Here is a 25,786-nt window from a genome sequence, read left to right on the forward strand (position 1 = left end):
CGGCTGCGAGCGCGTCCCGCCCGAGGATCCTCCCTCGACGCACGTCCCTGGAGCGACGTTGCCTTCATCCCAGGAGTCCCGTGACCGCGAACCAGGTCGTGACCAGCGAGAACGCGATCACCGCGATCAGCCCCGCGTTCCATCCCGGCGAAGCCACATGCTCGTTCCCCATCACCTCCCTGCGGTTCAGCAAGTAGAACGCGGGGATGGCCACGGCGGGCAGGATGGCCGCCTGCAGCGCCATGGCGATCACCATGAGCACCGGCGGCGTCTGCGCCAGGAACACCGAACCGAAGGAGAACAGGAGCCCCAACCCGATCAGGAGCCTCGACGACCGCGAGCGCAGATCCCGTTTCCACCCGGCGTAGTCGGCGACCAGCCAAGGCGCGATCAGCACCAGGGGAAAGACCGTGGACAGCCCGGCCCCCGAGATGCCGACGATCAGCAGGAAGGCCGCGACGTCGCCCCCGATCGGCTCCAGCAGCCCGATCATCTCCAGCGTCGACTCCATGGTCATGCCGTGCACGAACAGGGTGCCGGCCGCCACCGCCATGACCATCGCGCTCAGGAAGACCATCACCGAAGCCGACACCAGCGCGTCCCGCTTCTCGCGGCCGAGATCGTCCACGGTCCACCCCTTCTCGGCCACCACCGTGCTCCGCACGATGAAGACCGCCGCCGAACAGGTCGTGCCCGCCATGGCGGCCACCAGGCGGCTGGCGTCCGGCGTGTCCGGGATCGACGGGACCATGCCCGCGACCACCGCGGAGTACGTCGGCGACACCATGAAGAAGACGGCGACGAAGCAGAACACCATCAGGATGACGAAGCCGGTCAGGACCTTCTCGAAGAGCCGGTAGTGCCCGAACCAGAGCATGAGGAAGATGGCGCTGGCGACCGCCAGCACGATCCAGCCGGTCGGGACCACGAGCGCATCCCCCGGCGAGGCGAGCCGGATCCCCTCCTGGAGCAGCTCCGCAACGATCCCCATCACCCCGGTCAGCGCGACCAGCTCGCCCAGCACCAGCGCAGCCAGCACGTACAGCGCCAGGACCTTCCCGACCCTGGGGATCCCGGTCTTGAAGCTCTGCAGCGCCGTCCGCCCGGTAACCAGCGTCAGGCGCCCGAACCCCACCATCAGGACGTACGTGAAGATCCCCGACAGCACGAGCGCCCAGAGCAGGTTCATGCCGTACCGGGCGCCCGCCATCCCCATGGTGGTGATGCTGCCCGTGCCGATGTTGTACCCGATCAGGAAAAGCCCCGGCCCCACTGCACTCAGTGCGACCAGGGTCTTCCCGGAAAGCGACCGCCCTCTCGTGGCGGACTGCTTCACCGGCTGCGTACCGCGGGGCTGATTCATGGCCTTTGCGCGGCTGGGCCGTCCCAGGGGAAGTTCAGCGTCGGCTGGTGCTCGTAGCGACGCAGCCCGATCGTCAGCGTGGCCCCGGCGCCCGGCTCCAGGCGCACGTCGAAGTGGGGGGCATCGATGGGAATCACCCGTTCCCCAAGGGTCACGCGGGTCGCGTGGTGTTCGCCGTATGCCCCCGCCTGCACCGTGACCGTGCGCGCCTCGAGGGGTCCGACGTTGACGAGGGTGAGCGTGACGCCGTCGGGCGCGATGCGCTCCACCAGCGCGGCCACATCCTCCGGGAGCCCGGCCCGCCCCCGCCCGGGGTCGAAATGACGGACCTGCGCGTGGAGCGGGAGGGGCCCGTGCGTGGATCCCCCGGGGTCGTTCGCGCCCAGGGTCAGGTTGATCAGGGCGGTGGTGGAGACCGGGTTCGCCCCCAAGCTGCCGCTTGCGCGCAGCCGGCGGGCGGCCTGCCGCACGTCGTCAACGGCGTTCCGCAGGGCGGCCACCGGATAGTCCGGGTCCTTCCCCTCCAGGAAGTCGATCCAGCGGAGATCGGGGTGATGGCGCATGCGCGCCGCCTCCGCCGCCGGAAGGCGCTCCCGGTCCTCCGGCCTCTGCGACCACATGTAGATGTCGAGCAGCACGTTCACGTGGTTGCCGAGGGCGCCGGAGGGCGGATCCCCCACGGGCGCGTACCCGTACCATCCACCGTCGCCGTGGTAGCGCGGCAGCAGCACGCGCCCGTCGCCGCCGACGCGGCTCGCTGCGAAGAGGTTGTCGAACTGGCGCCGCAGCACACCCGTGTAGCTCTGGTCGCCCGTCAGCAGCAGGGCGGCCCCGAAGGCCTCGGGAGACCCCCGAAGCGTGTAGTTGCGCCCGCCGCCGTCCGGGGAGTTCCATCCGAACACGCCGCTGTACCACTTCCCGTCCCACGCGCCTCCGATGCTGCCGTCCAGACCGATGTTCGACGGAATGTTGCCGCCGGCCGCGTCGATCCGCTCCCGCCACGCGTCCACGTACTCGAGCACCCAGGCCCGGTACTTCGCCTCCCCCGTGACCATGTAGGCGTGGAGGGCGAGCATCGTCGCGTTGAGGTTGAGGGGATGGTCTCCCACGATGTTGCCGGACTCGATGAACCGCGTTCGCCGGGGCGAGGCGGGGTCCACTTCGGGACCCACCGGACCGTCCCAGTCGTCGACCGTGGCCGGCGTCATCTTCGGGCCCAGGCTCCCGTTGAACAGGCTGCGGATGATCCTGAGGCCGGGATCGTAGTTGGCCGCAGCGGGATCCTCGTTCATGTAGAAGCCGGCAAAACGCCGGAGGCGTTCCTCGTAGACGGGGTCGTTCGGCCGGCTCAGGCCGTGGAAGTAGAACGGACCCAGCCCCTCGCCGATGTGCTCCCAGTCATACGAGGTCATGAACTCGCGCTGGTAGATGCCGTCCCGCGCCATCTCGAGTTCCGGAACCCGCGCCTGCCCGACCTGGCGCAGGTGCCCTTCCCACGCCTTTTCCCAGGTCTCGATGATGGATTCGGGACCGCCGAGGGCATGCGCCAGAGGCCAGTTGCGGATGTTTTCCATGAGGTCGTCGGGACCGTCGCCGACCCCCCACCTCGGGGTGACCGGCAGAAACCCGCGCTCGTCCAGGAACGCGTCCGCGTAGAGGGCGACACCCTGTGCGTTGATCTCGAGCAGGGCGCGCTGGGCGAGCGCCCACGCGGGGGCAGGCAGCGGAGTGTCGATCACGACCGTCCCGGCGGGCCGAGAAACGGACCCTTCTCCGCGGCTCCTGGCGGAGACCTCGTCCCGGAGCGACCCCAGGACGCTCCCCGACCCGGCGGCGAGGCCCGCCAGGATGAGCGCGACCGTACGAGAGGTCATTTGCCCCAGCCTCTGTCAGGTGCCCGGACCGACCCCCGAGAAGACGCGCGGGCCGGTCCGGGCCTCAGGCCTCAGCCCGGGTTCTGCACCATCTCTCCCGGCGACACGTCGATCTCGCGCTGCGGGATCGGATACACCAGCCGGATGTCCCCGGCCGACAGACCGGCCGCCCTCAGGGGCTCGAAGCTCGACATCACCTGCTGTGCGACCCCGAAACGGAGGAGGTCGGCCCAGCGCTTGCCCTCGGTGATGAACTCGAGCTGCCGCTCGAACAGCAGCTTCTCCTGGAACGTCCCGGGGGTGCCGGCATCGATGGGCGACGCTCCGGCACGCGCGCGCACCTGGTTGATCAGCCCGTACGCCTCCCCGCCCTCGCCGAGCGCCTCGGCCAGCATCAGCAGCACGTCCGCGTAGCGGAAGACGGGGAAGTTGTTGTCGGCGTCGGCCTGCGCGAAGGGGATGCTCTCCCACTTCTTGACGTACACGTTGCCTTCGTCCGAGACGGCGAAGGTCCCGCCCATGCCGCGCGCGTCGTTCTCCGCCATCATGTACTGCATCGAGTGGATCTCGTCGATGCCCGGGGAGAGGACCTGGGGCGCGTTGCCCGCACCGACCCCGCCGGATCCGCCGAACGGCGTGTAGTAGTCGGTGAACTGGCTTCCGGTCCCGGTCCCGCCGGCCTTGTACTGGAGCTCGAAAACCGACTCGGCGTTGTTCTCGTTGGCCACGCCCCAGAGGTCGGCGTAGTTCGGAAGCAGGGTGTACTGTCCGGAGCTCACCACCCGGCGCAGCGCCTCCGCCGCGGCACCCGACTGGCCGTTGGTCAGATAGACCAGACCCAGCAGGGCATTGGCGGCGCCGCTGGTGGCGCGCCCCACGTCCGCCCCGCTGTAGGAGGCCGGCAGCAGCCCCTGGGCGGCCTCGAGGTCCTCGGCGATCTGCGTGTAGACCACGTCCGCGCCCACCTGGTTGACCTCGACGTTGGGCGAAGTCACCGCTTCGAGCTGCAGTGGCACGTTCCCCCAGAGGACGCCGAGGTGGTAGTAGAACAGCGAACGGATGAAGAGCGCTTCACCGCGGATGCGGCTGGCGACGTTCTGGTCCTCGAGATTGTCCACCCGATCGAGGATGAGGTTGGTGCGCGCGATGCCCTGGTACGCCGTCGTCCAGGGAATGGACAACTCCTCCTGCGTCGACAGCTCGGAGAAGTGGGCGATGCGGTGGAACACCTCCGCGAGACCTGTCGCGCCGCCTCCGTTCATCGTGTTGTCGGAGCGCATCTCGTGCAGGAGGACGTAGGACCGGTTGTAGGCGCCGTTGCTCGCAAGGGTGGCGTAGGCGCCGTTGATGGCGACGTCGAAGTCTGTGGGCGTCTGGTAGAAGGCCTCCACGTTCCGCTCGGAGATCGGGCTCAGCAGCGTGAAGTCCTCGCTGCAGGCGGAGAGGAGGAAAACCACCGGGAGCGTCAGTATGGCTCGTGTTGTCGTTTTCATTTTCATCCCCCCTTAGAATCCGATCTCGGCGCCGAACTGGAACGCCCGCATCAGCGGATACGCTCCGTAGTCCTGCCCCGGCGTGAGCCCGGTGGACTGGACGCTCGCTTCGGGATTCCAGCCCCAGTAGTCCGTCCACATGAAGACGTTGTTCACGGCGCCGAAGACCCGCACGCTGCCCGGCGCCTGGCCGAAGATCCCGCCAACCAGATCCGGCGGCACGTTCCAGGAGAGCGAGATGCTCTTGAAGCTCGTGTAGGAGCCGTCCTCCATCTGGTAGTTGGACGGCCTGGTGTTCCCGCCGTGGTCCTGCCGGTCGGGCTTGGGGTCCCAGCCGTTGCCCGGCTCCTCCGGCGACCTCCAGTAGTTGCCGACCAGGTTTCCGTACGCGTTGAAGTTGCCTTGAGCCGTCAGGTGCCGGCGGGTGAGGTTCAGCACCTCGCGCCCGACCACGCCCTGGAAGAAGACGCTGAGCTCGATATCCCCGAAGGCGAAGCGGTTGAACAGGCCCCACGTCATGTCCGGGTTGTAGCTGCCCAGCTCGGTGCGGTCGTCGGCGGTGATGCGCCCGTCGCCGTTGACGTCCTTCCACTTGATGTCTCCGGGCGTGACGTTCCGTGAGTCGACGGGGCTGGAGGCGATGTCCGCCTCGCTCTGGTAGATGCCGTCGTGGACGTAGCCGTAGTAGGCGCCGATCTCGCCCCCGACCTGGGTGATGTGCCGGACGCCCGCCACGCCGGCGGCGAGGATCGGGTCGCCTTCGGGGCCGAGCTTTACGACCTCGTTGGTGTTCATGCCCAGGCTGAGGTCCGTGGACCACTGGAAGGCGCCGACCAGGTTCCGCGAAGTGATCTGCGCCTCGAAGCCCGTGTTGCGGACCTCGCCGACGTTGGTCAGGACGGTCGCGAAGCCCGTGGAGGACGGCACGTTCACGTTCAGCAGCAGGTCTTCGGTGTTCGAGACGTAGTAGTCGAAGGCACCGTAGATACGGTCGGCCAGGATCCCGAAGTCCACGCCCATGTTGAGCTGCCGCGTGGTCTCCCACGTCAGTTCGCGGTTGCCCAGCGTCCGCGGAGTGGCTCCGGCGACCACGGCGTCGCCCAGCACGTAGGGCTGGCGCCCGACCAGGCCGATGGAGCCGTAGTTCGGGATCTGGAAGTTCCCGGTGACGCCGTAGCTGACGCGCGGCTTGAGCTGGCTGAAGAAGGTGCTCCCCCGCATGAAGGGCTCCTCGGTCATCTGCCACCCGAGCGACAGCGAGGGGAAGTAGCCCGTCTGATTCCCCCACCCGAAGCGCGATGAGCGGTCGGACCGGAAGGTCGCGGTTGCGAGATAGCGGTTCAGGAGGGTGTAGTTGACCCGTCCCAGCGCGGATACCAGCGACCACTCCGACTGTTGCTGGTCCCCGCCCGTGATCTCGCCGCCGTTGATGGTCCTGACCTGATCGTCCGGGAAATTCCGGGCTATCACGTCCTGAGTGTCGTCGAACTGATGCTCGGCCGTGTACCCGGCCAGCACGTTGAAGCTGTGCGGGCCTGACGACCTGTTCCAGGTCAGGGTGTTCTCGAGCAGCCAGTTGCGGCTCTGACCCGAGAGGGCCTGCGCGTACGGGTCGGGGACGTTCCGCCCGCGGTACTGCAGGCGCGTTCCCTGGTAGAAGTGCCGGTTTCTGGTGTCGTAGTCGTAGCCGAAGAGCGCGCGGTAGCGGAGGTCGTCCCGCAGGTCCAGGTCGGCCGACACGCTGCCGAACACGCGTCCCGTCTGCAGATCGTCGTCGATGTAGTCGCGGGCGGCCAGGGCGTGATTGGTGCTGGTCATGCCGTTGCCCAGGGCGTTGATGCTGTTCTCGCCCCGCTGCAGGTAGTTGCCCTCGGCGTCGTAGATGCGCGCCACGGGCGAGGACACCATCGCCGAGTAGATGAGACCCGGCGGCCTGCCGAAGTAGGGCGCGTGCGCCGCCTTGCGGTCGTGGTCGGCGTAGGCCGAGTTGACGTCCACGTTCAACTGGAGCCGGTCGCTCGGATCCAGGGTCAGGTTGGCGCGCAGCGCGAGCCTCCGGAAGTTGGAGCCCTTGATGACGCCGGACTGGTCCATGTAGGAGCCCGATACGAAGTACGCGAGATTCTCCGAGCCTCCCCGGACGGAGGCGTCGTAGTTCTGCAGCACCGCCTCCTCGAGGACGGCGCCGATCCAGTCGCTGTCGGTCCCGTCCCAGTTCACGTAGGCCTCCGGGATCAACTGCGATCCGCTCGCCCCGTTCTCGGCGCGGCCGGCGTTGTTGTCCGGATTGTAGAGCGGGTTGTAGGCGGGACTCGCGGGATTCAGGGGATCCCGGCCCTGCAGGTAGGAGTTGTTGCGGGCATCCTTCACGTACTGGATGTTCTCCGCTGCGTTCATCAGGCGCGGCCGATTGAAGGCGGTCTGCACACCGCCGTAGGCCCGGAAGCTCACCTGCGGCGGCGCGCCGCGCTCCCCGCGCTTGGTCGTGATCAGGATGACGCCGTTGGAGCCGCGCGAGCCGTAGATGGCCGCGGCTGCTGCGTCCTTCAGGACCTCGATGGTTTCGATATCGTTGGCGTTGAGGTTGGCCAGCGGGTTGGCCCGCGTCACGCCGAAGCTGGCCCTCTGCAGGCTCACCTCGCCTTCGATGTTCAGGTTCATCGAGTACGGCACGCCGTCGATGACATAGAGGGGCTCTGTGCCGGCGGAGATCGAGCCTCTGCCGCGGACCAGAACCTGCGGAGCCGTGCCCGGTTCTCCGGACGACTCGGCGACGTTTACGCCGGCCAGCCGCCCCTGAAGCGCGGTCTGCAGGTTGGGCGTCACCGAAGCCTGGGCGATTTCGATGCCCGGGACCGAGGTCACCGCGCCCGTCACTTCCCTGCGCAACTGGGTTCCGTACCCGACGACCACCAGCTCGTCCAGGCCGAGCACGGTTCCGGTGAGGGCCACGTCCTGCACCACCGCCTCACCCTCCGTGACCGTGATCTCGCGGCGCTCGGTCTCGAAGCCGAGGTACTGGAAGAGGACGACCTGCGGCCCGGAGGGGACGTTGATCAGGAGGTACCGGCCCTCTTCGTTGGTCAGGCCCCCGATGCCCGTGCCCTCGATGGACACCTGGACGGTGGCGAGCGGTTCTCCGGTCTCGGCGGATGTGACGGCGCCGGTCACCTGGGCCTGCAGCGGCAGCGCCGTCGCGAGCACGCCGACGAGCAGTCCAAACGAGTTTCGTAAGTTTGTTCGCATAGTTCCTCCGGGGGAGTAGAGTCGCAGGGGCCGCGAACTGAATCCGCCCTGGGGGCGATCCGAGACTGGGAGATCGGAAGGCTCAGAGCGGCAGTCGCGTATTCCTCGAAAACTTATGGAGACAAGGCAAGAAACGCACCAGCGGGAAACGCCTTTGAGCGCCCCGTCCCGAGGTCCTGATCCTATCTGCGCGTTGTGATCACGATGACGCCGTTCGCGCCGCGGCTTCCGTAGATCGCCGTGGCGCCGGCATCCTTCAGGACGTCGATGCGTACGACATCCCTGGGGCTGATGGCCATGAGGGCCGAGCCGGCCGGCGCCATGATCGTCCGGCCGTCGATCACGAACAGCGGCTCCCCGCCCCCCATGAACGACCCGGCCCCCCGCACCCGGATCGAGACATCGCCATTGCCCAGGCGCCGGACGGTCACGCCCGGCAGGCGGCCCTCCATAAGGTCGATGATGCTCGTGACCTCCCGTCCGGCGTCCTCCGCCCTGATGGAGGACACCGCGCCCGTCACCTCATCCCGCTCCTGGGTTCCGTAACCGACGCGCACCTGGTCGTCGGAGGCGCCTTCGGGGGTGGACGCGGCATCGGCAGGTGCCGAGTCGATGCCGGGGGTGGTGGCGCAACCTGCCGCGAAAGCGGCCGCCGTCACCAGGAACATTGCGCGCATGCGCGGGAACGCGGTCGGCGTGCTCATCACCCACCTCTCTTCGCTGGAACCGCGACGCCCACTGCCAACGACGGGTAGTGGGTACCTACCACCGGTAGGGGTGTCGCGTCCCCCTTGTCAACTCCCGGAGCGCATCGCCTGCAGCGCCATCTTGTAGTAGCGCAGCCCCACGTTGGGATCGTAGATGATGAGCCGCGCACCGCGCCGCCCCAGCCGCTCCGGGCTAGCCCCGGAGTATGCCATCAGGTAGCGTGCGAGCGCCTCGGGATGGTTCGCGGACACGAAGGCCGCCGGATCGGTTCGTCGCTGATCGCCCTGGGAACCCTCGCTGGCGCCCGATCGGCCCGCCGCTTGGTCCGCCGCATCATCCGCAGCCGCGCCCGATCCACCCGGCCGCCACGCTTCGGCCCGCGTGAACATCGCGTCCATCGGCAGGTTGGGGGCGTTCGCGTCGGCGAGCTGGATCGAGACCTTCGCCATGATGGCGTTGTGGGGAAAGTTGCAGTGGAAGGAAAGGGGCGAGTACGCCTCCCGGCCGGGGCGCAGCCGTTCGAATTCCTCCAGCAGATCGTCCCGGTGCTCCGCGAACGCATCGCGGAAGCCCGCGTGCTCTTCCTCGTAGCGCCGAAGCGCCTCCGGGGGCGCGCCCGCGAAGGCCCAGGGGTCCGGGGTCAGGCCATCGATGAGGGCTTCGAGGACGCGGGTGCGCCGATCGGCCAGTCCCGACCGGCTCCCCCCGTCCTCCCCCCGCAACCGTACGTACTCCTCCATGAGCGTCGCGACCGAGAAGAGCAGCCACGGGTAGTCGCCGACGTTGTCGCTCCGCATGCGCCCGAGATCGCGCCGGTAGAGCACCGCAAACCCCCAGCGCAGGTGGCTTCCGAGGATCGCGGCCTCGGCCAGTGCGAAGTGCACCCGGTGGACGCGGTCCAGGGTGCGGATCTTCTCCAGCAGACGGGGATAGGCGCTCTCGTCGGGGTGGAAGTGGGAGATGGCCATCAGCATCAGGGTCTCGGCGCGCGCGACGAACTGGTGCCCGCTCCCGTGGGAACCCTGCAGGTGACCGAGCAGCCCGGTGACGCGGTCCAGATTCTCGTTCGGATCGCCTTCGTCCCACGCCCGCATGGCCATGACCGCCAGCACGTAGAAGAAGTAGTGGTCCAGCAGCAGCGCCTGGACGCGGGGCGTGGCGCGCGCCGCCGACCATTCCTCGGCGAAGCGGTCCAGCATGAGCACCGGCGTGTTCTCACGGGTGAAGTGGTGCTCCCGATGGTTCCACGAATGGAGGACGTGGAATCCCTCCTCACGGGTGCGCACGTCGAAGTCGCGCACGAAGCCGTCCAGCACGAGCGGGGCGAAACGCCCCCGGAATACATGCGCGCGCATCCCGGCGCGCAGCCGCTGGAGCCCCTTCGCGCCCCCATCCGGCGAGCACGCGCGCAGAATCTCGCGCCGGGTTCCGCCGGAGAGCGCCCCCGAGAGGAGCGAACAGGCTCCTTCGAAGTCGGTGCCTACTGATCCGCCCCCCGGAAGCGCGCTCCCACCCCCTCGCGATCCATCGCCGTCCCCCGCAGGTACACCGCGTCGATCGCGCGCGTGTTGGTGATGTCGTCCAGCGGATTTGCGTCGAGCACGATGAAGTCGGCGCTCTTGCCGGCCTCGACCGTCCCCAGATCATCCGCGCCCACGAACTCCGCGGAGGCGCTGGTGGCCGCCACGATCACGTCCGCCGGGCTCATCCCGCTCCGCACCATGTCGGCCAGCTCCTGGTGCGCTGCCCAGGGCGAGCTGCCGTCGGTGCCGAAGGAGATGGTGATGCCCTCCTGGCTGAGGCGGTCCAGGTTGCGCGCCTGGATGCCGAAGAAGTCCTGGAGTTCCGGCCGGTCGAACGAGTTGGTCTGCATGAGCTCGACCTGGGGCGCAGGCACCGACCCCGCCAGCCAGCCCATGTCCTCCGCCACCCCGGGCGCGGGCAGGTTGGGGACCAGCACCACGTTCGGGCGTTCCTGCCAGAGCGTGACCAGTTCGTCGTCGACGTCCATGTCCCGGATGCCGTGCGCGAAGGCGTCCACGCCGGCCCGCAGCAGCCCCTTCGCGTCCTCGAGCGTGAAGACGTGGGCGGTCACGCGCAGGCCGTTGGCGTGCGCCTCGTCGATGACCGCACCATAGAGCTCGGAGGAGAGCCGCTCGTACTGGCCGCTCCGGTCGTCCACCCAGATCTTGACGATGTCCACCTGGGCGGCGGCCAACTCCCGCACCGCCGCGCGAGCCTCCTCCTCGGTGGTCACCCAATGCGGAATCTCCGTGCGGCCGGGCTCCGGTGAGGTGATGCCCCGTCCCGCGCTCTGCGAGCGGGCGCCGTCGGGCACCACTTCGCCGCGCATCTGCAAGCCGACGCTCCCATCCTCCGTCCCCAGGCTCACCACCATCGACTGGCCGTAGTACGCGTAGTGCTGCAGCTGGTCGGTACGGGTCTCGCGGTCGGAAGCCAGGTGGATGTGCGCGTTCACGATCGCCGGCATGACCGTCTTGCCGCCGAGGTCCATGTGGGCGGCCCCGGCGGGCCCCTCCACTTCCCCCGCCGCACCAACCGCCGTAAAGCGGCCGTCCTCCACGACGAAGACGGCGTCCTCGATCACTCCCCCGTCGCCGACGATCACGCGCGCGCCCTCGAAGACCACGGCGTCGGAACTCCCGGCTTCCGGTGCCTCGGCACACGCGGACAACAGCAGGCCCACGGCGAATGCGGCAGGCAGGATCGGCGCCCCAAACAACTTGTTTCTCGCGTCCATGCGAACCTCACATCTGAATGGACATTTCATTTCACCGCGCCGGCCGGGTCCAGAGGTTGAGCGGAATCGGCATCATCGGCTTGCGGGCCATCTGCTCCATGAACTGATTGGTGTAGATGCGGATTTCGGAGCCCCAGGAGAAAACCTCCATCAGATAGATGTCCGAGACCGCATAGGTCTCCAGCTCGTCAAGCCCTCCCCATGCGAGCGCCTCGTCCACATAGACCCAGGGTTCGATGGCTCGTCCCCGCCGACGCACGCACCGGCTGGCCAAAGCCCCGGGCGGACACGTCACGATGTGCACCATGGTCCGCTGATTCAGGAAGTCCAGCGGGGTGCCGGTCATCGCGCGAAACAGCTCCTGCCGGTCGTAGGCCTGAGTGGCGAAACCGGCGGCCCTGCGGCGGAAGCGCAGGCGGGCTTCCATCTCCGTTACGTTCTCGACCGTCGCGGTCACGCCCGCGAGCATGATGGGGCGGGGCGTGAGCGCCACCTGCATCATTCCGCTCGACTCGAGGGTGACGGTGGCGGCGATCGCCCTCTTCTGGTATCCGAACTGGGTGACCACGAGCAGTTGGGGTCCGGCTTCGACATCCTCCAGCCGGAAGACGCCCTGATCGTCGGTGAGCACCCCCCGGCGGCCGTTCTCAAGCGAGACGGCGGCGGTCGGAATTGCGGTACCGGTCACGACGTCGTAGACGACGCCCATGATGGTCACCCGCGCGTCGTCGGACTCCGGCTCCTGGCCGGACACGGCCCCGGGGAGACCCAGAACTGCCGCGATGACCAGCGGGACGGCCAGCCGGGCGGATATCGGGTTGGCGGTGCATCCTTGCATGACGTTGGCCTTTCCCTGGAAGTCCGTGGAAGGGTCCGCGCAGCCGAAGGCCGCGGCATTGCGCCTCTTTCTTACTACTACGCCACCGGAAGTGCTCCCGCCACTCCCGCGAGTAGAATCACCAGTAGATGTCAGTATACGCCAGTACAAACGGTATCCGGAGTCAACGCCCTCCCCCGCGGCATCAATCCCCGGCGAGTCCCGTCTCGTCGACGGCAAGCAGCGTCAGGAGCAGCACGTTGGCGCCGTTGACGATGTCGGAGTCCTCGGTGCGTTCCTCGGGGGCGTGGCTGATGCCCCCGATGGAGGGCACGAAGATCATCCCCACCGGGGCGAGCAGGGCGATGCTCTGGGCGTCGTGTCCGGCGCCCGAAGGCATGCGGCGCGAAACCAGGCCGAGTTCGCGGGCGGAGGCCGCAAAGAGGTCGCGGATGCGCGGGTCGGTGGGAGCGGCGCGGCTGGTGTAGAAGCGCTGGAAGGCAAAGGTCACGCCGGTTTCTTGCGCGATTCGTTCGCTCCGCGCGCGCACAGCCTCAAAGACGCTCTCGATGCCCGCCATCGACAGATCGCGGATCTCAAGCGAGAGAACCGCCCGCCCGGGAATCACGTTGGGGACGCCGGGCTCGGCGGCCAGCCGTCCCACCGTCGCTACCTGCCGCCCCGGCATGCCTCGCGCGGTGCGATGCACCATGTCGATGAAGCGCGCGGCCCCGACCATCGCGTCCTGACGCCGGTCCATGGGAGTGGTGCCGGCGTGGTTGGTCATGCCCTCGACGGCGACGTTCCAGCGCATGATGCCGACGATTCCCTCCACCACCCCGATGTCGATGTCGTCGGTCTCCATGACCGCGCCCTGCTCGATGTGCAGCTCGAGGAAGGCGGCGATGGAGCCGGGCTCGCGGCGGGCGTCCACCAATCGGTCCGGGTCGCCGCCCAGGCGCCGCAGGCCTTCCCCGATGGTGTAGCCCGAGGCGGTCTGGACGTCGCGTTCGAACGGCAGGAACTCTCCGGCGAGGATGCGGCTGCCCGTCTTGCCGCCTTCCTCGTTGGAGAAGATGGCCACCTCGAGGGGATGGCGGGTGCGGTGGCCGGCCTCGGCGAGCCGGGTCGCGGCCTCGACAGCGGCCATCGATCCGACCTGGCCATCGAAATTGCCCCCTCCGGGCACCGAGTCGATGTGCGAGCCGAACATCAGCGGCGGTAGCGAGGAATCCCGGCCCGCCTTGCGCGCGATCAGGTTGCCGGCCAGATCGATGCCGACCTGGAAGCCGGCCGCGCCCAGGTGGCTCGCCACCCAGTCGAGCGCCTCGATGTTCGCGTCGCTGAAGGCCACCCGATCGATCCCGCCCGCCGCGTTGCGCCCGAAGGCCTCGAGCGCGCGCATGCGCTCGATCAGGCGACCGGCATCCACGCGAAGCTCCTGGCGCCCACCGTGGCGCAATCCGCGCGGCAGACTCCTCGTGCCTCCGGGGAGCGCAAGCCCGCCCAGCGCCATCGCACCCATCCGGGTAAAGTGTCTTCGATTCATCATGCGACCTCCGCGCCCATGAGACATTGAGCGAGCCCGACCATGCCACGCAGGTTGCCCGGTCCCGGTTCCCGCCGCAAGCGGCTGTGGAGCGTGGGCGCGGCCCGGAGCGGACACGTTCCGAACCCGCGCCCGGCGAACGGTGTACTCCCGCAACCATGAGCGACTACGATCCGACCCCGAAGAAGCCGGCCGCCTCGGACACGGTCATCACCGAACTGATGATGCCGAACCAGGTGAACAACCTGGGCAACGTCTTCGGCGGAGTGATCCTCTCCATGGTGGACCGCGCGGCGGCGGTGGCCGCCATCCGTCACGCGGGACGGCCCTGCGTCACCGTGTCCATCGACCGCGTCGACTTCAGGGAGCCCATCCGCTCCGGCGAGCTGGTCACCTGTTCGGCGCATGTGAACTACGTGGGCACCACCTCCATCGAGGTCGGCGTTCGGGTCGACGCCGAAAACCCGCTCACCGGGGTGAAGCGGCATACCAACACCTGCCTCCTCACCTTCGTCGCGATCGACGAAGCCTGCCGTCCCACTCCCGTCCCCCCACTCGACCTCACGGACCCCGACGACCGCCGCCGCTACGAGGAAGGCCGCAAGCGCCGGCGCAGGCGGCTGGAGCTGGCGTAGGCACAAACCGGTCGCACTCGGCGGAGGACGGTTGCGACGGCTGCCACGCCAGCGGCACCGGGCAGCAGACGACGCGTGGCCTGCCGCTCTTGTCACTTGCGCCGTCCACCACCTATTATCGCATGTCGCGCTCGGGTCATGTCCGGGTTATGTCCGGGTTTGGTCCGGCGCAAGTTCACCACGCGACTCGGGAAAGGAGGAGATCCGTGAGACGCAAAACCTTGTTCGCCCTCATCGCTATAGCGATGGCATCGCCAGCGCTGCTGCAGGCGCAGACGGTGACGGGCACCGTTCGGGACCAGGCCACGGGGGATCCGATCAACGCGGCCCAGGTCTTCATCGAGGGGCTCGACATCGGCTCGCTCAGCCAGGCCGACGGCCAGTACCTCATCATCAACGTGCCGGCCGGCTCGCAGACGGTCACCGTGCAGTCCATCGGCTACCGCTCGGAGTCGGTGGTGGTGAACGTGCCAGCCGACGGCTCGGTCGTTCAGAACTTCTTCCTCGCCTCTCAGGCGCTGCAGCTTGACGAGGTGGTCGTGACCGGCACGGCGGCGGCGAGCCGCGTGCGCGAGATCGGCAACTCGGTGGCCGTGCTCGATGCGGCCGTCGCTGAGGTTCAGCCGCTCCAGAACGTCTCCGACCTGCTGCGCGGCCGCCTGGCGGGGGTCGTCATCCAGCAGGGCTCGGGCGACGCCGGCGGCGCCTCCACCATCAAGATCCGCGGCAGCTCCACCATGCGCGAGGTCAACGACGGTCCACTCGTCTATATTGATGGCGTCCGGGTGAGCAACCGCATGGAGAGCGGCTCGCGCGATGTCTCCCGCATCGACGACCTCGACCCGGCGATGATCGAGAGCATCGAGGTCATCAAGGGCCCGGCGGCGGCCACCCTCTACGGGACCGAGGCGGCCAACGGGGTCATCAACATCAAGACCAAGATGGGGGCCGTCGGCGACGCCCAGTGGAACTTCACCTTCCGCCAGGGTGCGCAGTGGTTCCGGGATCCGGCCGGCCGCACGCCCACCAACTACGGGGTGAGCAACATCTCGGGCCAACTCGAAGAGATCAACATGTTCCGGGACTACCCGGCAGAGCAGGATCTCATGTTCGACACCGGACACACCCAGTACTACGGCATCGACCTTTCCGGAGGGTCCGACCTGTTCCAGTACTTCGTGGCCGGATCCGCTTCTTCGGACCGGGGCGTGACCGAGGACAGCTGGGCCAAGAAGTACAACGGCCGCGTGAACGTCCAGGCGCAGCCCAGCGAGGACCTGACGCTCTCGGCCAACGCCGGTGTCGCGCTTACGCGCATCCGGCTGGGCGGCGACCAGCCGTACGAGGAGGCGATCCGCGCCACTCCGACGACTCTCGGCACCCCGCGCAGAGGCTACCGGCGGTACACGCCCGAGGCGATGTATGAGAGGAACAACTACTACAACAACGCCAACCGCATGACGGCCGGCCTCACGGCGTCGCATACTCCCTTCGACTGGCTCACCCACCGGTTCACCTTCGGGCTGGACGTGACCGATCAGCTCGAAGATCAGTTGCAGCCTTTCCTGACGCCGGAATCGGCGCAGTTCTGGTCGACCAACGCGGCCGCGGGCGGTCGCAGGGCCAATCGTGAGGCGGTCGTCTACACCACCTGGGACTACGCCGCGTCCGGCACCCGTGACCTGACCGCCGACATCCTCTCCACGACATCGGTCGGATTCCAGGTCTACACCCGGACCATCGAAGACGTGACCGCCGACGGCGACCGTTTCCCGGCGCTCGGCCTCTCAAGCGTAAACGCCACCGCCGAGCGGTTCGGGTTCGACGGCTTCGTCGAGAACAACACCGTCGGCGTCTACCTGCAGCAGCAGTTCGGCTGGCAGGACCGGCTGTTCATCACCGGGGCCGTGCGCGCCGACGACAACAGCGCGTTCGGTGAGGACTTCGACCTCATCGTCTACCCGAAGGTGAGCGGCTCCTGGGTGGTCGCCGACGGCGGCACCGGGTTTGCCAACTCCTTCCGCCTGCGCGCCGCCTACGGCGAGTCGGGCCAGCAGCCCGACGCCTTCGCCGCGCTGCGCACCTTCGCCACGCGCGCGTCGCCCGCGGGCTCGGCGACCGTGAGGCCGAACGATCCCGGGAACTCGGAGCTGGGTCCCGAGCGCGGCGTCGAGATCGAGGCCGGGTTCGACGCGAGCTTCTTCAACGACCGCGTCACCATCGACTTCACCTACTACGACCAGCGCACCAAGGACGCGATCGTGGCGCGCAATCGCGCGCCGTCGACCGGATTCCTCGCCCAGCAGTTCGTCAACATCGGCGAGGTCAGCAACCGGGGCGTCGAGGTCGGGCTTTCCGCCCGCGTCCTGGAGTCGAACTCGCTGGATTGGGACCTGATCGTCAACGCCAGCACCAACCGGAACCGTGTCGAGAACCTGGGTCTGCCGTGCAGCGGCAAGCCGGAGCTGAGGGACTCCTGCTTCCTCCAGCTGGGATGGACCACGCGCCACCACGAAGGCTATCCGGTGGGCTCGCTGTTCGCGCCCAGCGTAGCGTTCGCCGAGTTCCTCCCGGGCTCCGACCAGATCAACCGCCAGACCCTCCTCTGCCACTCGGTGGACGAGGACGACGACGCCCCGTACATCCCGTGCAACGAAGAGGCATGGATCTACCAGGGGCACCCGGACCCGAACCTCGAGATCTCCGTGGGATCGTCGTTCACGATCGGTGAACGGCTGACCCTGGACGCGCTGGTTCAGGGCAAGATCGGCCAGACCAAGTACGACCTGCAGGGCTGGTGGAGGTACGGCGCCATCCAGCAGAGCGAACTCACCGCCTACCCGTTCGACCACGACATCCGCCTGGTCGCCGAGGCGCAGTTCGGTTCGACGGGCGAGTATGACCTGTGGGTGAATGAGGCGTCGTTCGTGCGCTTCCGCGAGCTCTCGCTCACCTACCAGATGCCGCAGGACTGGCTCGGGGTGGTACGGTCCACCCGGGGAAGCCTCAGCCTTTCCGCCCGCAACCTGGCCATGCTCTGGACCAACTGGCCGGAGTGGCCGCACCACGATCCCGAGGTCGTGGACCCGAGCAACACCTTCTCGGGCAACCGGGAGCCGCAGGAGGACTCCGCGGTTCCGCCGCTGACCTCCATCACCCTCACTGTCCGCCTGGGCATGTAAAGGAGGCTTGTCATGATAAAGCAGATGATCAAGGCTTCCGCCCTCGTCCTCGCGCCCATTGCGCTGCTCGCGTCGTGCGACGCGCTCGACGAGCTGCTGAGCGTGGAAGAGCCTTCCCGGGTGGTGGCGAGCGACCTGGAGAACCCGAATTCGGCTAATCTTCTCGTCGCCAGCGTGGCCAACGAGTTCCGCTGCGCCCATACCTATCACGCGACCGCGAGCGCCCTCACCGGAAACGAGTGGCGGGACGCATCCAACAATACCATTTCCAACATCTGGGACGCCCGCATCCACGACACCAGCGGCTACGGCTCCCAGTACGCGCAGCGCGACTGCGGGGACACATTCAGCCCGGCGCTCTACCGCCCCCTCTCCCGGACGCGTTGGCTTGCCGACTACGTGCTCGGCCTGCTCAATGAGTGGACCGACGCCGACGTCCCGGACAGGACGCAGATGATTGCCGAGGTGGCGATGTACGCCGGCTACACCTACACGCTGTTCGCCGAATCGATGTGCGAGCTGGTGGTGGTCGAAAACGGCCCCGTCGTGACTCCCGCCGAGGCCTTCGGCGTGGCGATCGAGCGCTTCGACCAGTCGGCGGCGGCGGGGGCTTCGGGCGATCTGCTCAACGCCGTGCGGGTGGGCAAGGCCCGGACTCAGCTCAACCTGGGGCAGACGTCGGCGGCCGCGGGCACCGCAAGCGCGGTGCCTGAGGGCTTCGAGTGGCTGCTCGAGTATTCCGGTGCCGAATCCGTAACCAAGAACAAGCAGTGGGAGTTCAACGTCGACAACAACATGGTCACGGTGGCGGAACCCTACCGGGACTTCCCCTGCAACTTCCCCTGGCCCGACGACATGATGTCGGAGTGCATGCGGGAGCTGGATCCGCGCGTCGCGGTGACCGACCAGGGGCGGGGCCACCCCAACACCGAGATCGCCCTGTGGTTTGCCGAGAAGTATCCGAGCGCGGGTTCTCCCGTGCAGCTCGCCAGCTGGGAGGAGGCACAGCTCATCATCGCCGAGGCCGCCATCGAAGCAGGCAACTACGGCCAGGCGTCATCCATCTTCAACACGCTGCGTGCGAACGCCGGCGCGTCACCCCACATGGCCATGATGGACATGAACGGCATGATGGACCAGCTCATCGAGGAGCGCGCCGCGGAGCTGTTCCTGGAGGGACACCACCTGTGGGACTTGAGGCGGCTCGGAGTCCGGCCCTATCCGCCGATCGGCCAGGACGACGGCTTCGGCGCCGTGTACGGCAACCAGCTTTGCTTCGACCTGCCGGCCACGGAGTTCCAGAACAACACCACCATCACGGGCGGCTGATGATTCGCCAGTGACCTGCGGCTTCGGGAAGGAGAGGAGGATCCGGAGGATCTGATTCTCCCCGAAGCGGAACCGGAGGTGGGCCCCGGCGGGGCTTGCCTCCGGTTTTTTTCTTGGCAGGTCTGCCGGGCGGGTTGGCTGTCAGCGCCCGGTGACGATCAGGATCACCCCGGACTGATGGCCCGTGCCCCAGCGCGTCGTGGCGTCGCCGGGGCCGATGAACTCCATCCCCCGCACCTCGCTCAGGGGGACCTGGAAGAGCGCGCTCAAGCCGCCCGGCCGGCGGATGTTGTCGATGTATACGACGGGGTACATGGCGCCGGCGGAGGTAAGGGAGTTGGAGCCGCGTGAGCGCAGCCACGCCGGCCGGACGCGCCGGAGAAACTGCATCGCGGTGTGCGCGTTCGCCCCTCGTTCGTCGATCTCGGCCCGCGACACCTCGTTCGGGGGATAGGAACGGACCTGGGCTTCATCGGCGGCGGGCGCATCCGGCGAGTTCCCGGGAGCGCCGCCGGCACCGCCACCGCAGGCCGCGAGCAGGAGCAGGAGCAGGGCGCAGCCGGCCACCTCGGGAGTCCTGACGGCGCTGGAGCCAGGGCAGAAAAACCCGCGAACCGGGGGTCGGAAGGGCCGCCGAAGCGGCGATGGGGTCGGGAAGGTCATGATCACCCCCGGGGCAACACGGAAGCCGATTGGTGTAGGCTGGAAGTACACAACCGCGTCGGATATGTTCTGGAACCCGGAGAGGGGCGAGGGGCTCGGTCAGGCCATCACGGTAGGGGGCGCACAAGGCCATGAAGAACAGGGACTGCCGGGAACGCGTGTTTTCGACTGCAGCCATCGTCGCCCTCGTGCTGCTATCGGGATGCAAGAGCTGGCATCCGGTGACGGACACCCCGGAGAGCTGGATCGCCCGCGAGAGCCCTCCGGAGGTCCGCCTGACGGCCGAAACCGGAGACCAGATGACGATCCGCCGCCCGATCGTGGTGAACGACTCGATCGTGTCGGCTTCCGCTCGGGTGGCGGTCGGACCATTCGCGCCCCCGAGGCGAGGCGTGCGGTTGTCAGACGTGCACGGTTTCGAGGTCCCCCGGTTCGACCCGGTCAAGACGGCCGGCATGGCCGTCGGCTTCCTGGCGGTTTCCATCAGTTGGGCGCGGACCGTCGGCAGACACGGCGGCGGGCAGCAAAGCCCCGAGCCGCCGGTCGTCAAGCTCGCGCCCGGCTTTCGGTTCATCTGGAGCGTGATTCCATGACCGGATCGATACACGCCCAACCGCGGCAACGCGACAGCCACGCCATGTGCGGTTGGCGGGGGCGTTCTCCATTCCCGGCCGGAGCGCGTGCCTGGACCTCGGCAGCCTTGCTGGTCCTGTGCGCGTGCGGTGACGCGACGGGACCCACGCTGAGCCCCGGCGAGCGCTGCGGCTCGGACTCGAGCGCGGTCCCGACCTTCGCCGATCCGGCGCTCGAAGCCGGCGTGCGCGCAGCACTCGACCTCGCCCCGGAGGAATCGCTCACCTGTGGACGCGTGGCTTCCCTCGAGTCCCTGGGGGTCAACGCCACAGGCATCCGTGACCTTTCGGGAATCGAGAACCTGACCGGCCTCACCGAACTTCTGGTTGCGCAGAACGCGATCGAGGATCTTGGCCCGATCGCCGCGCTCACCGACCTCGAGTACCTGGACGTGCGCGAGAATTCGATCACGGATCTGAGCCCGCTTGCCGGGCTGACGAGCATGTTCGCGCTCAGCTTCCGCGAAAACCAGGTCTCCGACCTGTCGCCCGTCCGGAACATGAGCCAACTCGAACAACTCGGTGGGTCGCACAACCGGATCAGCGATCTCACGCCGCTAGCGGGACTCGAAACGCTGCTGCGGCTGGAACTCTACGACAACGACATTGCCGACCTTGATCCGATCGTTGGCCTGTGGGCGCTTCAGACGCTGGATGTCGGCCGAAACACCCTCTCCGACCTGTCGGCGCTGACCGAACTCGACAACCTGCTGCTCATCGGCCTCGAGCGGACCATGATCACCGACGTCAGCCCGCTGATCGACATGATCTATCTGACCACCCTGCATCTCCACGACAATCGGGAGCTGAGCGACATCCAGCCCCTGATCGACAACCCGGGGGTCGGCAGGGATGACGAGGTGAAGCTTGAGCGCACCGCCGTCTCCTGCGAGGACATCGAAATGCTCAGGGCGAAGCGCGCCACGGTGACGTCGAACTGCCCGTAGGTGGCTGTCGGCGGGTGCGGGCGCCCGCAGGAACTACGCTGAATTCGCCGCCTCTCCTTCGAGATGGGAGGCGGCAACGTCCATCAACTCCCGCGCGCCGGCGAAGAGCGGGGTGCGCTGGTGAATGTCCCGGGGACGAATGTCGAGGATGTCCTCGGTGCCGTTGGTGGCCCTTCCTCCCGCCTGCTCCATGATCAGGGCCATGGGCGCTGCTTCGTACATCAGGCGCAGCTTCCCCTCCGGCTTCCCCCGGAAGGCGGGATACATGAAGAGTCCGCCCACCAGCAGGGTGCGGTGGATATCGGCCACCAGCGAGCCGATGTAGCGCGCCGAGAAGCCTTTGGTTCCCTCCGGCGGAGGCTTCTTGAAGTGGCGCACAAGCTGGTGCTGGCGAGGATCCCACCGCCGCGTGTAGGCCTCGTTCGTGGAGTAGTGCAGAGCGGACGGCGAGGGGATGCGGATGTCGCGCCGGTTGAGCAGGAACTCGCCGCTCTCGGGATCGCGGATGAACCCGTGCACGCCTCGCCCGCTGGTATAGACCAGCACGGTGGCGGCCCCATAAAGGATGTAGCCCGCCGCGATCTGGTCGCGGCCGGGTCGGAGGATTTCCGAGAGCGTCGGGCCGGCACCGGGCGCGAGGTCGGATCCGCCGTCCGTCGCATCATCCGAGGGGATGGCTTCGCCGGAGGGGGGACGGAGCGCACCGCTGGACCGGCAACGGGGCAGCAGGGAGAAGATGGTGCCCACCGGAACGTTCACCCCCAGGTTGGACGACCCGTCGAGCGGATCCAGTGCGAGGATGCAGCCTCCGTCCGGATGACTTGATGGAATCGGCATCAGCTCCTCGGCCTCCTCGGAGATGATGCAGGAAAGCATCTCGGCATCGGCGACCTCCTCCACGACGGCGTTGTGCGCGTACTTGTCGATGCGGGTGGCGGCTTCGCCGTGGACGTTGCGGTCGCCGGTGCGCGGCAGGGTGCCGGTCAGTCCCGTGCGCGCCACCACGCGGGCGATGCGGGTGCCTGCCCGGGCGAGGCCGGCAAGCACGTGAATCCAGTCCGGGGGTGTGGATGAGTGGGCAGCTTCCTCGCTTTCGAGGAACGCCCCGAGGGTGGGCACGAGCGTGCGAGAGCGCATTGGGTGGGGACGACGGAGAGGGGTGTGAGTGAGGATGCCTGGCGCAGCGCTGGCAATCTCGCACGAGCACGGGCTTCGGGACAGGGTTGGGGCCATCGGCATCGTGGCGCGGCTCGCTCCTCGCCTCAAGCCCGCATCATGTCAACAAACGAACATCGTAGGAGAAGTGACGAGACCCGATAAGCCGGACCCCGACGGCGTCCGGATGCATCGGATTCACGAGCACGTTGCTCTCTTCGGGAACGAGCACGGATGGAACCCGCAGCAGCAGCTCTTCCTCCCTCCTGGCCCAATCGTCACCGATCGCCCGGCACCGGGGCGGTGACGGAGTCTGCTGCCAATCGGTGGGCAGGGATGCGGGCGCGCAGGCCAGTTCGCTCACGTCGTCGGGAACACCTATGCGCAACGCAACCAGATCGTCCGGTGCGTCTTCCGCGTCGATGTGCAGCAGGTATTCCAGGGCCGCGAGCGAAAGGTGGGAGGCCGCGTAGACCGCGGGCGTTCCGCGAGAAGTCCACCGTGCCCCGTAAAGGCGGGCCCCCTCGCCATCGAGTGCCACACGGGCCTCGCGGGTGATCCGCCAGAGTTCCAAGCGCGATTCAGCGTGTAGTGCGTGTGGCCTTCGCGCTACGCGCCCAGCCCATGCTCGATGCGCCCCAGCACCCGCTCCACAAGGCGGGCGCCCACATCGCTGGCCAGAAGATCCAGGGGCCGCCGACCCTGGAGGGCACGGTTGGGCCTGCGGAGCCATCGTCTTGCCTTGGCAGTGTCGCCGATGGCTTCCTCGGCCGAGGCCACGACGCGGACCACCCGGGTGAGGCGGTCCGACTGCTCGCTGCTCAACCGGCGGCCCAGGCGCTTCCTGTGGGCAAGCGTACGCCGTGGGATGACCAGATCATGAAGTTCGGTTGCGTGCAGAGCACCGCCCTTCACCACGCTCTCAACAGCTTGGACGGGCAGCCCGTAACGGACCGCATCCTCAAGATCCAGTTCGGACCGGATGTCGCGACCGAGAGCCTGTGGCCCACCAAGATGTTCGGCCAGAGCCTGTGGGGTCATTCACCCTCCAGTGGCAATATTGCACAGATAAAATGGGCAAACGCCCGAACCGCGTCAAGGATTCCGTCCACTGGCGGCTAACACGCCGGGAGCACCGGGCAGCGTTCCACCGAGAGCGTGAAGTCCCCCGTGGGGAAGGCGCGAACGCGCACGATGCCCTGCATATCGGTGCGCGCGAGATCGACGCCGGCCCGCTCGAGGCGGTCGAGGATCGCCGCGTGCGGGTGTCCGTAACGGTTGCGGGCGCCCGCCGAGACCACCCCCAGTTCGGGCTGGGTGAACTCGAGGAGTTTCCAGGAGGTCGAGGTGCGGCTGCCGTGGTGTCCCGCCTTCAGCAGGTCGAGAGGCGGGATGTGGCCTGCGGCCAGGAGCGCCTCCTCCACAGCCGCGGGCGCGTCCCCGGGGAGCAGCGCGCTGAAGTCGCCGTAGCGCAGCAACAGGACGACGGACTGGTCGTTGGCCTCGTCGCTGGCGGCGGAGTCGGCGGCGCCTCCGGGGTGCAGCACTTCCAGGGTGACGCCGTCCGCGGAGACGCGGTCCCCGGCGCGCGCGGCGAACCAGGTGGCGCCCCGGGCCTGAGCCCGCTCCAGGGCGGCCACGTAGGCAGGACGCGCGGCGGGGGCTCCGGGGTCGAGGACGCGGAGCACGTCGAGTTCCGAGAGGACCGCGTTGGCGCCCCCGATGTGGTCCAGGTCCGGGTGGGTGAGGACAAGCGCCTCCAGGCGCGCGGCGCCCCGTCTTCTCAGGTAGGGGACGACGATGCGCTCGCCGGAGTCGAAGGTGCGCGAGCGCGGGCCGGTGTCGATGAGGATCCAGCGGCTGCCCGGGGTGCGGATGGCCACCGCATCGCCCTGGCCCACGTCCAGGAAGACCAGCTCCATGGCCCCACCGCTCCCGATGAGTGCGGGAATCGGCCAGGCCACCAGGGTGGCCGCCAGCGAGGCGGCCAACACGGCCGCGCGCACCCGGGGACGCAGGGGCACGGCAAGGCCCCGGACGACGAGCCAATAGATGGCCAGGGCGGCGGTCGCGGCCACGATCCACCAGCGGGGCGTCCACACGGCGGCCCCGGGAAGATCCACCACCAACGAGACGATGGCGCCGGCGAGCTGGAGAAACAGGTCGACACCTCCCGCGAAGATGCCCGCCAGGGGGAGAGAGATGAAGGAGAGCAGGATGGAAAGGAGCATTCCCGGGATGGCGGCCGCGACCAGTGGTCCGGCGACCAGGGTCACCGGAATGCCGGCGGTGGCGAAGTAGCCGAAGTGCCAGGCGACCAGCGGGAAGGTGGCGGCGGTCGCGGCGATCCCCGAGGCGAGGCCGGTGCGCAGCGCCGATGGAAGGCGGCCAAGCCGGCCCGTGCGCAGAACCCGGCTCACCGGGGGAGAGAGCAGGACGAGACCCGCCGCGCCCGCGAAGGAAAGCTGGAACGCGACCGAGACGATCGCGTCCGGGCGGGCCGCGAGCAGGGCGATGAAGGCCGTGGCGAGCGCGCCCAGTGACGATACCCGGCGCCCCAGCAGGCGGCCCGCCGCCAGAGCCGCCAGGATGAAGGCCGCGCGGGTGGCCGCCACCGGAGAGCCGATGGCGAGCACGTAGGCCCAGCTGCCGCCGGCGGCCGCCAGCGGCGCGCGGCCGGGACCGAGCCCGATGCGGCGCGCGAGCAGGTAGAGGATGGCGGCGATCACCCCCACGTGGAAGCCGGAGATGGCGAGCAGGTGGGCGATGCCGGCGCGCGCCCACTGGTCGCGGACCTCGCGGGCGAGACGCTCGCGGCGGGCCAGGATGAGCGCCTCGCCCAGGCCGGCGCGGGTCGGGTAGAGCGCGTCGAGGCGTTCGCGTACGACGGCCCGCAGACGCACGGCAAGCGGGACCGCCGGGGCCCCGGTGTCCACCTCGAGGGCGCGCACCACCAGGGTACCCGCGTACTCGGGGGGCATGCCCCGGCGCAATGGACGCGCCAGCCACTGGCCGCGAATCACCAGCGACGCGGCGGCGGGCGGAACCGACACATCGTCCCGGACGACGGCGCGCACCCGGGCGCGGCATCCCCCAGGCAGCCCTGAGCGGGCGATAAAGGGCGCCGCACCCTCCCCGGGCACGCCCTCGAAGTAGCCGCGCAGCTCCAGGGTGGCGCCGTCCGGGATCGCGAGCTGGCAGCTGCGGGCGCGCGCCCCGGCCGAGGCCGTGCCGTGGAACAGTCCGCCGCACAGGGCGAGAAGGAGACCGGTGGGGAGGGGCTGCGGGCGGAGGCGGCCGATGCGGGCTGGCCGGCTCGGCGGTGCGTCGGGGCCGGAGCGCGGCCATGCAAACTGCGGGCGCTCCCATGCAAATATGAGCCAGCAGAGCAGCGATCCGCCCAGCACCACCGGCGTCAGCCACGCCGGCAGG

Annotated in this window: 19 protein-coding genes; 5 read left to right on the plus strand and 14 right to left on the minus strand. The window is 68.4% G+C overall.

All coding sequences use genetic code 11. From position 1 onward, the window contains the following. Positions 1-64: 64 nt before the first annotated feature. From OXU32_01380 to OXU32_01420, 9 genes are all read right to left on the minus strand, one after another. A complete protein-coding gene (locus tag OXU32_01380; protein ID MDE0072622.1) occupies positions 65-1,363 on the minus strand; it encodes an Nramp family divalent metal transporter in 1,299 nt (432 codons plus the stop codon). Next, the gene (locus OXU32_01385; GenBank protein MDE0072623.1) at positions 1,360-3,237 is read right to left on the minus strand and encodes a hypothetical protein; all 1,878 of its coding nucleotides are present in this window, start codon (positions 3,235-3,237) and stop codon (positions 1,360-1,362) included. The genes OXU32_01380 and OXU32_01385 overlap by 4 nt, the downstream gene beginning before the upstream one ends. A 71-nt stretch (positions 3,238-3,308) precedes the next feature. Continuing rightward, positions 3,309-4,730 carry a RagB/SusD family nutrient uptake outer membrane protein gene (locus tag OXU32_01390; GenBank protein ID MDE0072624.1) on the minus strand — a complete coding sequence of 474 codons (1,422 nt, stop codon included), beginning with the start codon at positions 4,728-4,730 and terminating at the stop codon, positions 3,309-3,311. A 12-nt stretch (positions 4,731-4,742) separates the two neighbouring features. Further along, positions 4,743-7,976: a TonB-dependent receptor gene (locus OXU32_01395; GenBank protein MDE0072625.1), complete on the minus strand. Its 3,234-nt coding sequence runs from the start codon at positions 7,974-7,976 to the stop codon at positions 4,743-4,745. Positions 7,977-8,158: 182 nt separating this feature from the next. Continuing rightward, a complete protein-coding gene (locus OXU32_01400) occupies positions 8,159-8,680 on the minus strand; it encodes a TonB-dependent receptor plug domain-containing protein (protein ID MDE0072626.1) in 522 nt (173 codons plus the stop codon). Positions 8,681-8,770: 90 nt separating this feature from the next. Continuing rightward, positions 8,771-10,039: a hypothetical protein gene (locus OXU32_01405; GenBank protein ID MDE0072627.1), complete on the minus strand. Its 1,269-nt coding sequence runs from the start codon at positions 10,037-10,039 to the stop codon at positions 8,771-8,773. Positions 10,040-10,164: 125 nt separating this feature from the next. Next, positions 10,165-11,445: an amidohydrolase family protein gene (locus OXU32_01410; GenBank protein ID MDE0072628.1), complete on the minus strand. Its 1,281-nt coding sequence runs from the start codon at positions 11,443-11,445 to the stop codon at positions 10,165-10,167. Between the two features lie 31 nt (positions 11,446-11,476). Continuing rightward, positions 11,477-12,283 carry a carboxypeptidase-like regulatory domain-containing protein gene (locus OXU32_01415; protein ID MDE0072629.1) on the minus strand — a complete coding sequence of 269 codons (807 nt, stop codon included), beginning with the start codon at positions 12,281-12,283 and terminating at the stop codon, positions 11,477-11,479. A 184-nt stretch (positions 12,284-12,467) separates the two neighbouring features. Further along, positions 12,468-13,814, minus strand: a complete 1,347-nt coding sequence (locus OXU32_01420; GenBank protein MDE0072630.1) for a Zn-dependent hydrolase — start codon at positions 13,812-13,814, stop codon at positions 12,468-12,470. Positions 13,815-13,969: 155 nt separating this feature from the next. Here OXU32_01420 and OXU32_01425 point away from each other — a divergent pair, with 155 nt between their 5' ends. From OXU32_01425 to OXU32_01435, 3 genes are all read left to right on the plus strand, one after another. Beyond that, on the plus strand, positions 13,970-14,446 hold the full coding sequence (locus tag OXU32_01425) for an acyl-CoA thioesterase (protein ID MDE0072631.1): 477 nt from the start codon (positions 13,970-13,972) through the stop codon (positions 14,444-14,446). Between the two features lie 206 nt (positions 14,447-14,652). Beyond that, positions 14,653-17,628 carry a SusC/RagA family TonB-linked outer membrane protein gene (locus OXU32_01430; GenBank protein ID MDE0072632.1) on the plus strand — a complete coding sequence of 992 codons (2,976 nt, stop codon included), beginning with the start codon at positions 14,653-14,655 and terminating at the stop codon, positions 17,626-17,628. 12 nt (positions 17,629-17,640) lie between these two features. Beyond that, on the plus strand, positions 17,641-18,957 hold the full coding sequence (locus OXU32_01435; protein MDE0072633.1) for a RagB/SusD family nutrient uptake outer membrane protein: 1,317 nt from the start codon (positions 17,641-17,643) through the stop codon (positions 18,955-18,957). Between the two features lie 141 nt (positions 18,958-19,098). On the opposite strand, the gene OXU32_01440 is transcribed toward OXU32_01435, so the two are convergent. Then, positions 19,099-19,524 carry a hypothetical protein gene (locus OXU32_01440; protein ID MDE0072634.1) on the minus strand — a complete coding sequence of 142 codons (426 nt, stop codon included), beginning with the start codon at positions 19,522-19,524 and terminating at the stop codon, positions 19,099-19,101. A 227-nt stretch (positions 19,525-19,751) separates the two neighbouring features. Here OXU32_01440 and OXU32_01445 point away from each other — a divergent pair, with 227 nt between their 5' ends. Together OXU32_01445 and OXU32_01450 are read left to right on the plus strand one after the other, a co-directional pair. Further along, the gene (locus tag OXU32_01445) at positions 19,752-20,213 is read left to right on the plus strand and encodes a hypothetical protein (GenBank protein MDE0072635.1); all 462 of its coding nucleotides are present in this window, start codon (positions 19,752-19,754) and stop codon (positions 20,211-20,213) included. Positions 20,214-20,320: 107 nt separating this feature from the next. Continuing rightward, positions 20,321-21,199, plus strand: a complete 879-nt coding sequence (locus tag OXU32_01450; protein ID MDE0072636.1) for a leucine-rich repeat domain-containing protein — start codon at positions 20,321-20,323, stop codon at positions 21,197-21,199. A gap of 33 nt (positions 21,200-21,232) precedes the next feature. Here OXU32_01450 and OXU32_01455 read toward each other — a convergent pair whose 3' ends face one another. The 4 genes from OXU32_01455 to OXU32_01470 all read right to left on the minus strand — a co-directional run bounded on the left by OXU32_01455 (position 21,233) and on the right by OXU32_01470 (position 25,764). Beyond that, complete coding sequence (locus tag OXU32_01455; protein ID MDE0072637.1) at positions 21,233-22,336, minus strand: fructose-1,6-bisphosphatase; 1,104 nt, start codon at positions 22,334-22,336, stop codon at positions 21,233-21,235. A gap of 136 nt (positions 22,337-22,472) precedes the next feature. Then, positions 22,473-22,928 carry an RES family NAD+ phosphorylase gene (locus tag OXU32_01460; GenBank protein ID MDE0072638.1) on the minus strand — a complete coding sequence of 152 codons (456 nt, stop codon included), beginning with the start codon at positions 22,926-22,928 and terminating at the stop codon, positions 22,473-22,475. A gap of 35 nt (positions 22,929-22,963) precedes the next feature. Next, entirely contained in the window at positions 22,964-23,395 is a 432-nt protein-coding gene (locus OXU32_01465) for a DUF2384 domain-containing protein (protein MDE0072639.1), read from the minus strand. Positions 23,396-23,472: 77 nt separating this feature from the next. Further along, positions 23,473-25,764, minus strand: coding sequence for a DNA internalization-related competence protein ComEC/Rec2 (locus OXU32_01470; protein MDE0072640.1), 2,292 nt, complete (start codon positions 25,762-25,764; stop codon positions 23,473-23,475). Positions 25,765-25,786 lie beyond the last annotated feature (22 nt).

The organism is Gammaproteobacteria bacterium, assembly GCA_028819075.1.
Lineage (GTDB): Bacteria > Gemmatimonadota > Gemmatimonadetes > Longimicrobiales > Gaopeijiaceae > BD2-11.

Excerpts from the sequence above, each read along its gene's own strand:
- OXU32_01380 (MDE0072622.1), bottom strand. The coding sequence starts at position 1,363 with ATGAATCAGCCCCGCGGTACGCAGCCGGTGAAGCAGTCCGCCACGAGA.
- OXU32_01385 (MDE0072623.1), bottom strand. The coding sequence starts at position 3,237 with ATGACCTCTCGTACGGTCGCGCTCATCCTGGCGGGCCTCGCCGCCGGG.
- OXU32_01390 (MDE0072624.1), bottom strand. The coding sequence starts at position 4,730 with ATGAAAACGACAACACGAGCCATACTGACGCTCCCGGTGGTTTTCCTC.
- OXU32_01395 (MDE0072625.1), bottom strand. The coding sequence starts at position 7,976 with ATGCGAACAAACTTACGAAACTCGTTTGGACTGCTCGTCGGCGTGCTC.
- OXU32_01400 (MDE0072626.1), bottom strand. The coding sequence starts at position 8,680 with ATGAGCACGCCGACCGCGTTCCCGCGCATGCGCGCAATGTTCCTGGTG.
- OXU32_01405 (MDE0072627.1), bottom strand. The coding sequence starts at position 10,039 with ATGCGCGCGCATGTATTCCGGGGGCGTTTCGCCCCGCTCGTGCTGGAC.
- OXU32_01410 (MDE0072628.1), bottom strand. The coding sequence starts at position 11,445 with ATGGACGCGAGAAACAAGTTGTTTGGGGCGCCGATCCTGCCTGCCGCA.
- OXU32_01415 (MDE0072629.1), bottom strand. The coding sequence starts at position 12,283 with ATGCAAGGATGCACCGCCAACCCGATATCCGCCCGGCTGGCCGTCCCG.
- OXU32_01420 (MDE0072630.1), bottom strand. The coding sequence starts at position 13,814 with ATGATGAATCGAAGACACTTTACCCGGATGGGTGCGATGGCGCTGGGC.
- OXU32_01425 (MDE0072631.1), top strand. The coding sequence starts at position 13,970 with ATGAGCGACTACGATCCGACCCCGAAGAAGCCGGCCGCCTCGGACACG.
- OXU32_01435 (MDE0072633.1), top strand. The coding sequence starts at position 17,641 with ATGATAAAGCAGATGATCAAGGCTTCCGCCCTCGTCCTCGCGCCCATT.
- OXU32_01445 (MDE0072635.1), top strand. The coding sequence starts at position 19,752 with ATGAAGAACAGGGACTGCCGGGAACGCGTGTTTTCGACTGCAGCCATC.
- OXU32_01455 (MDE0072637.1), bottom strand. The coding sequence starts at position 22,336 with ATGCGCTCTCGCACGCTCGTGCCCACCCTCGGGGCGTTCCTCGAAAGC.
- OXU32_01465 (MDE0072639.1), bottom strand. The coding sequence starts at position 23,395 with ATGACCCCACAGGCTCTGGCCGAACATCTTGGTGGGCCACAGGCTCTC.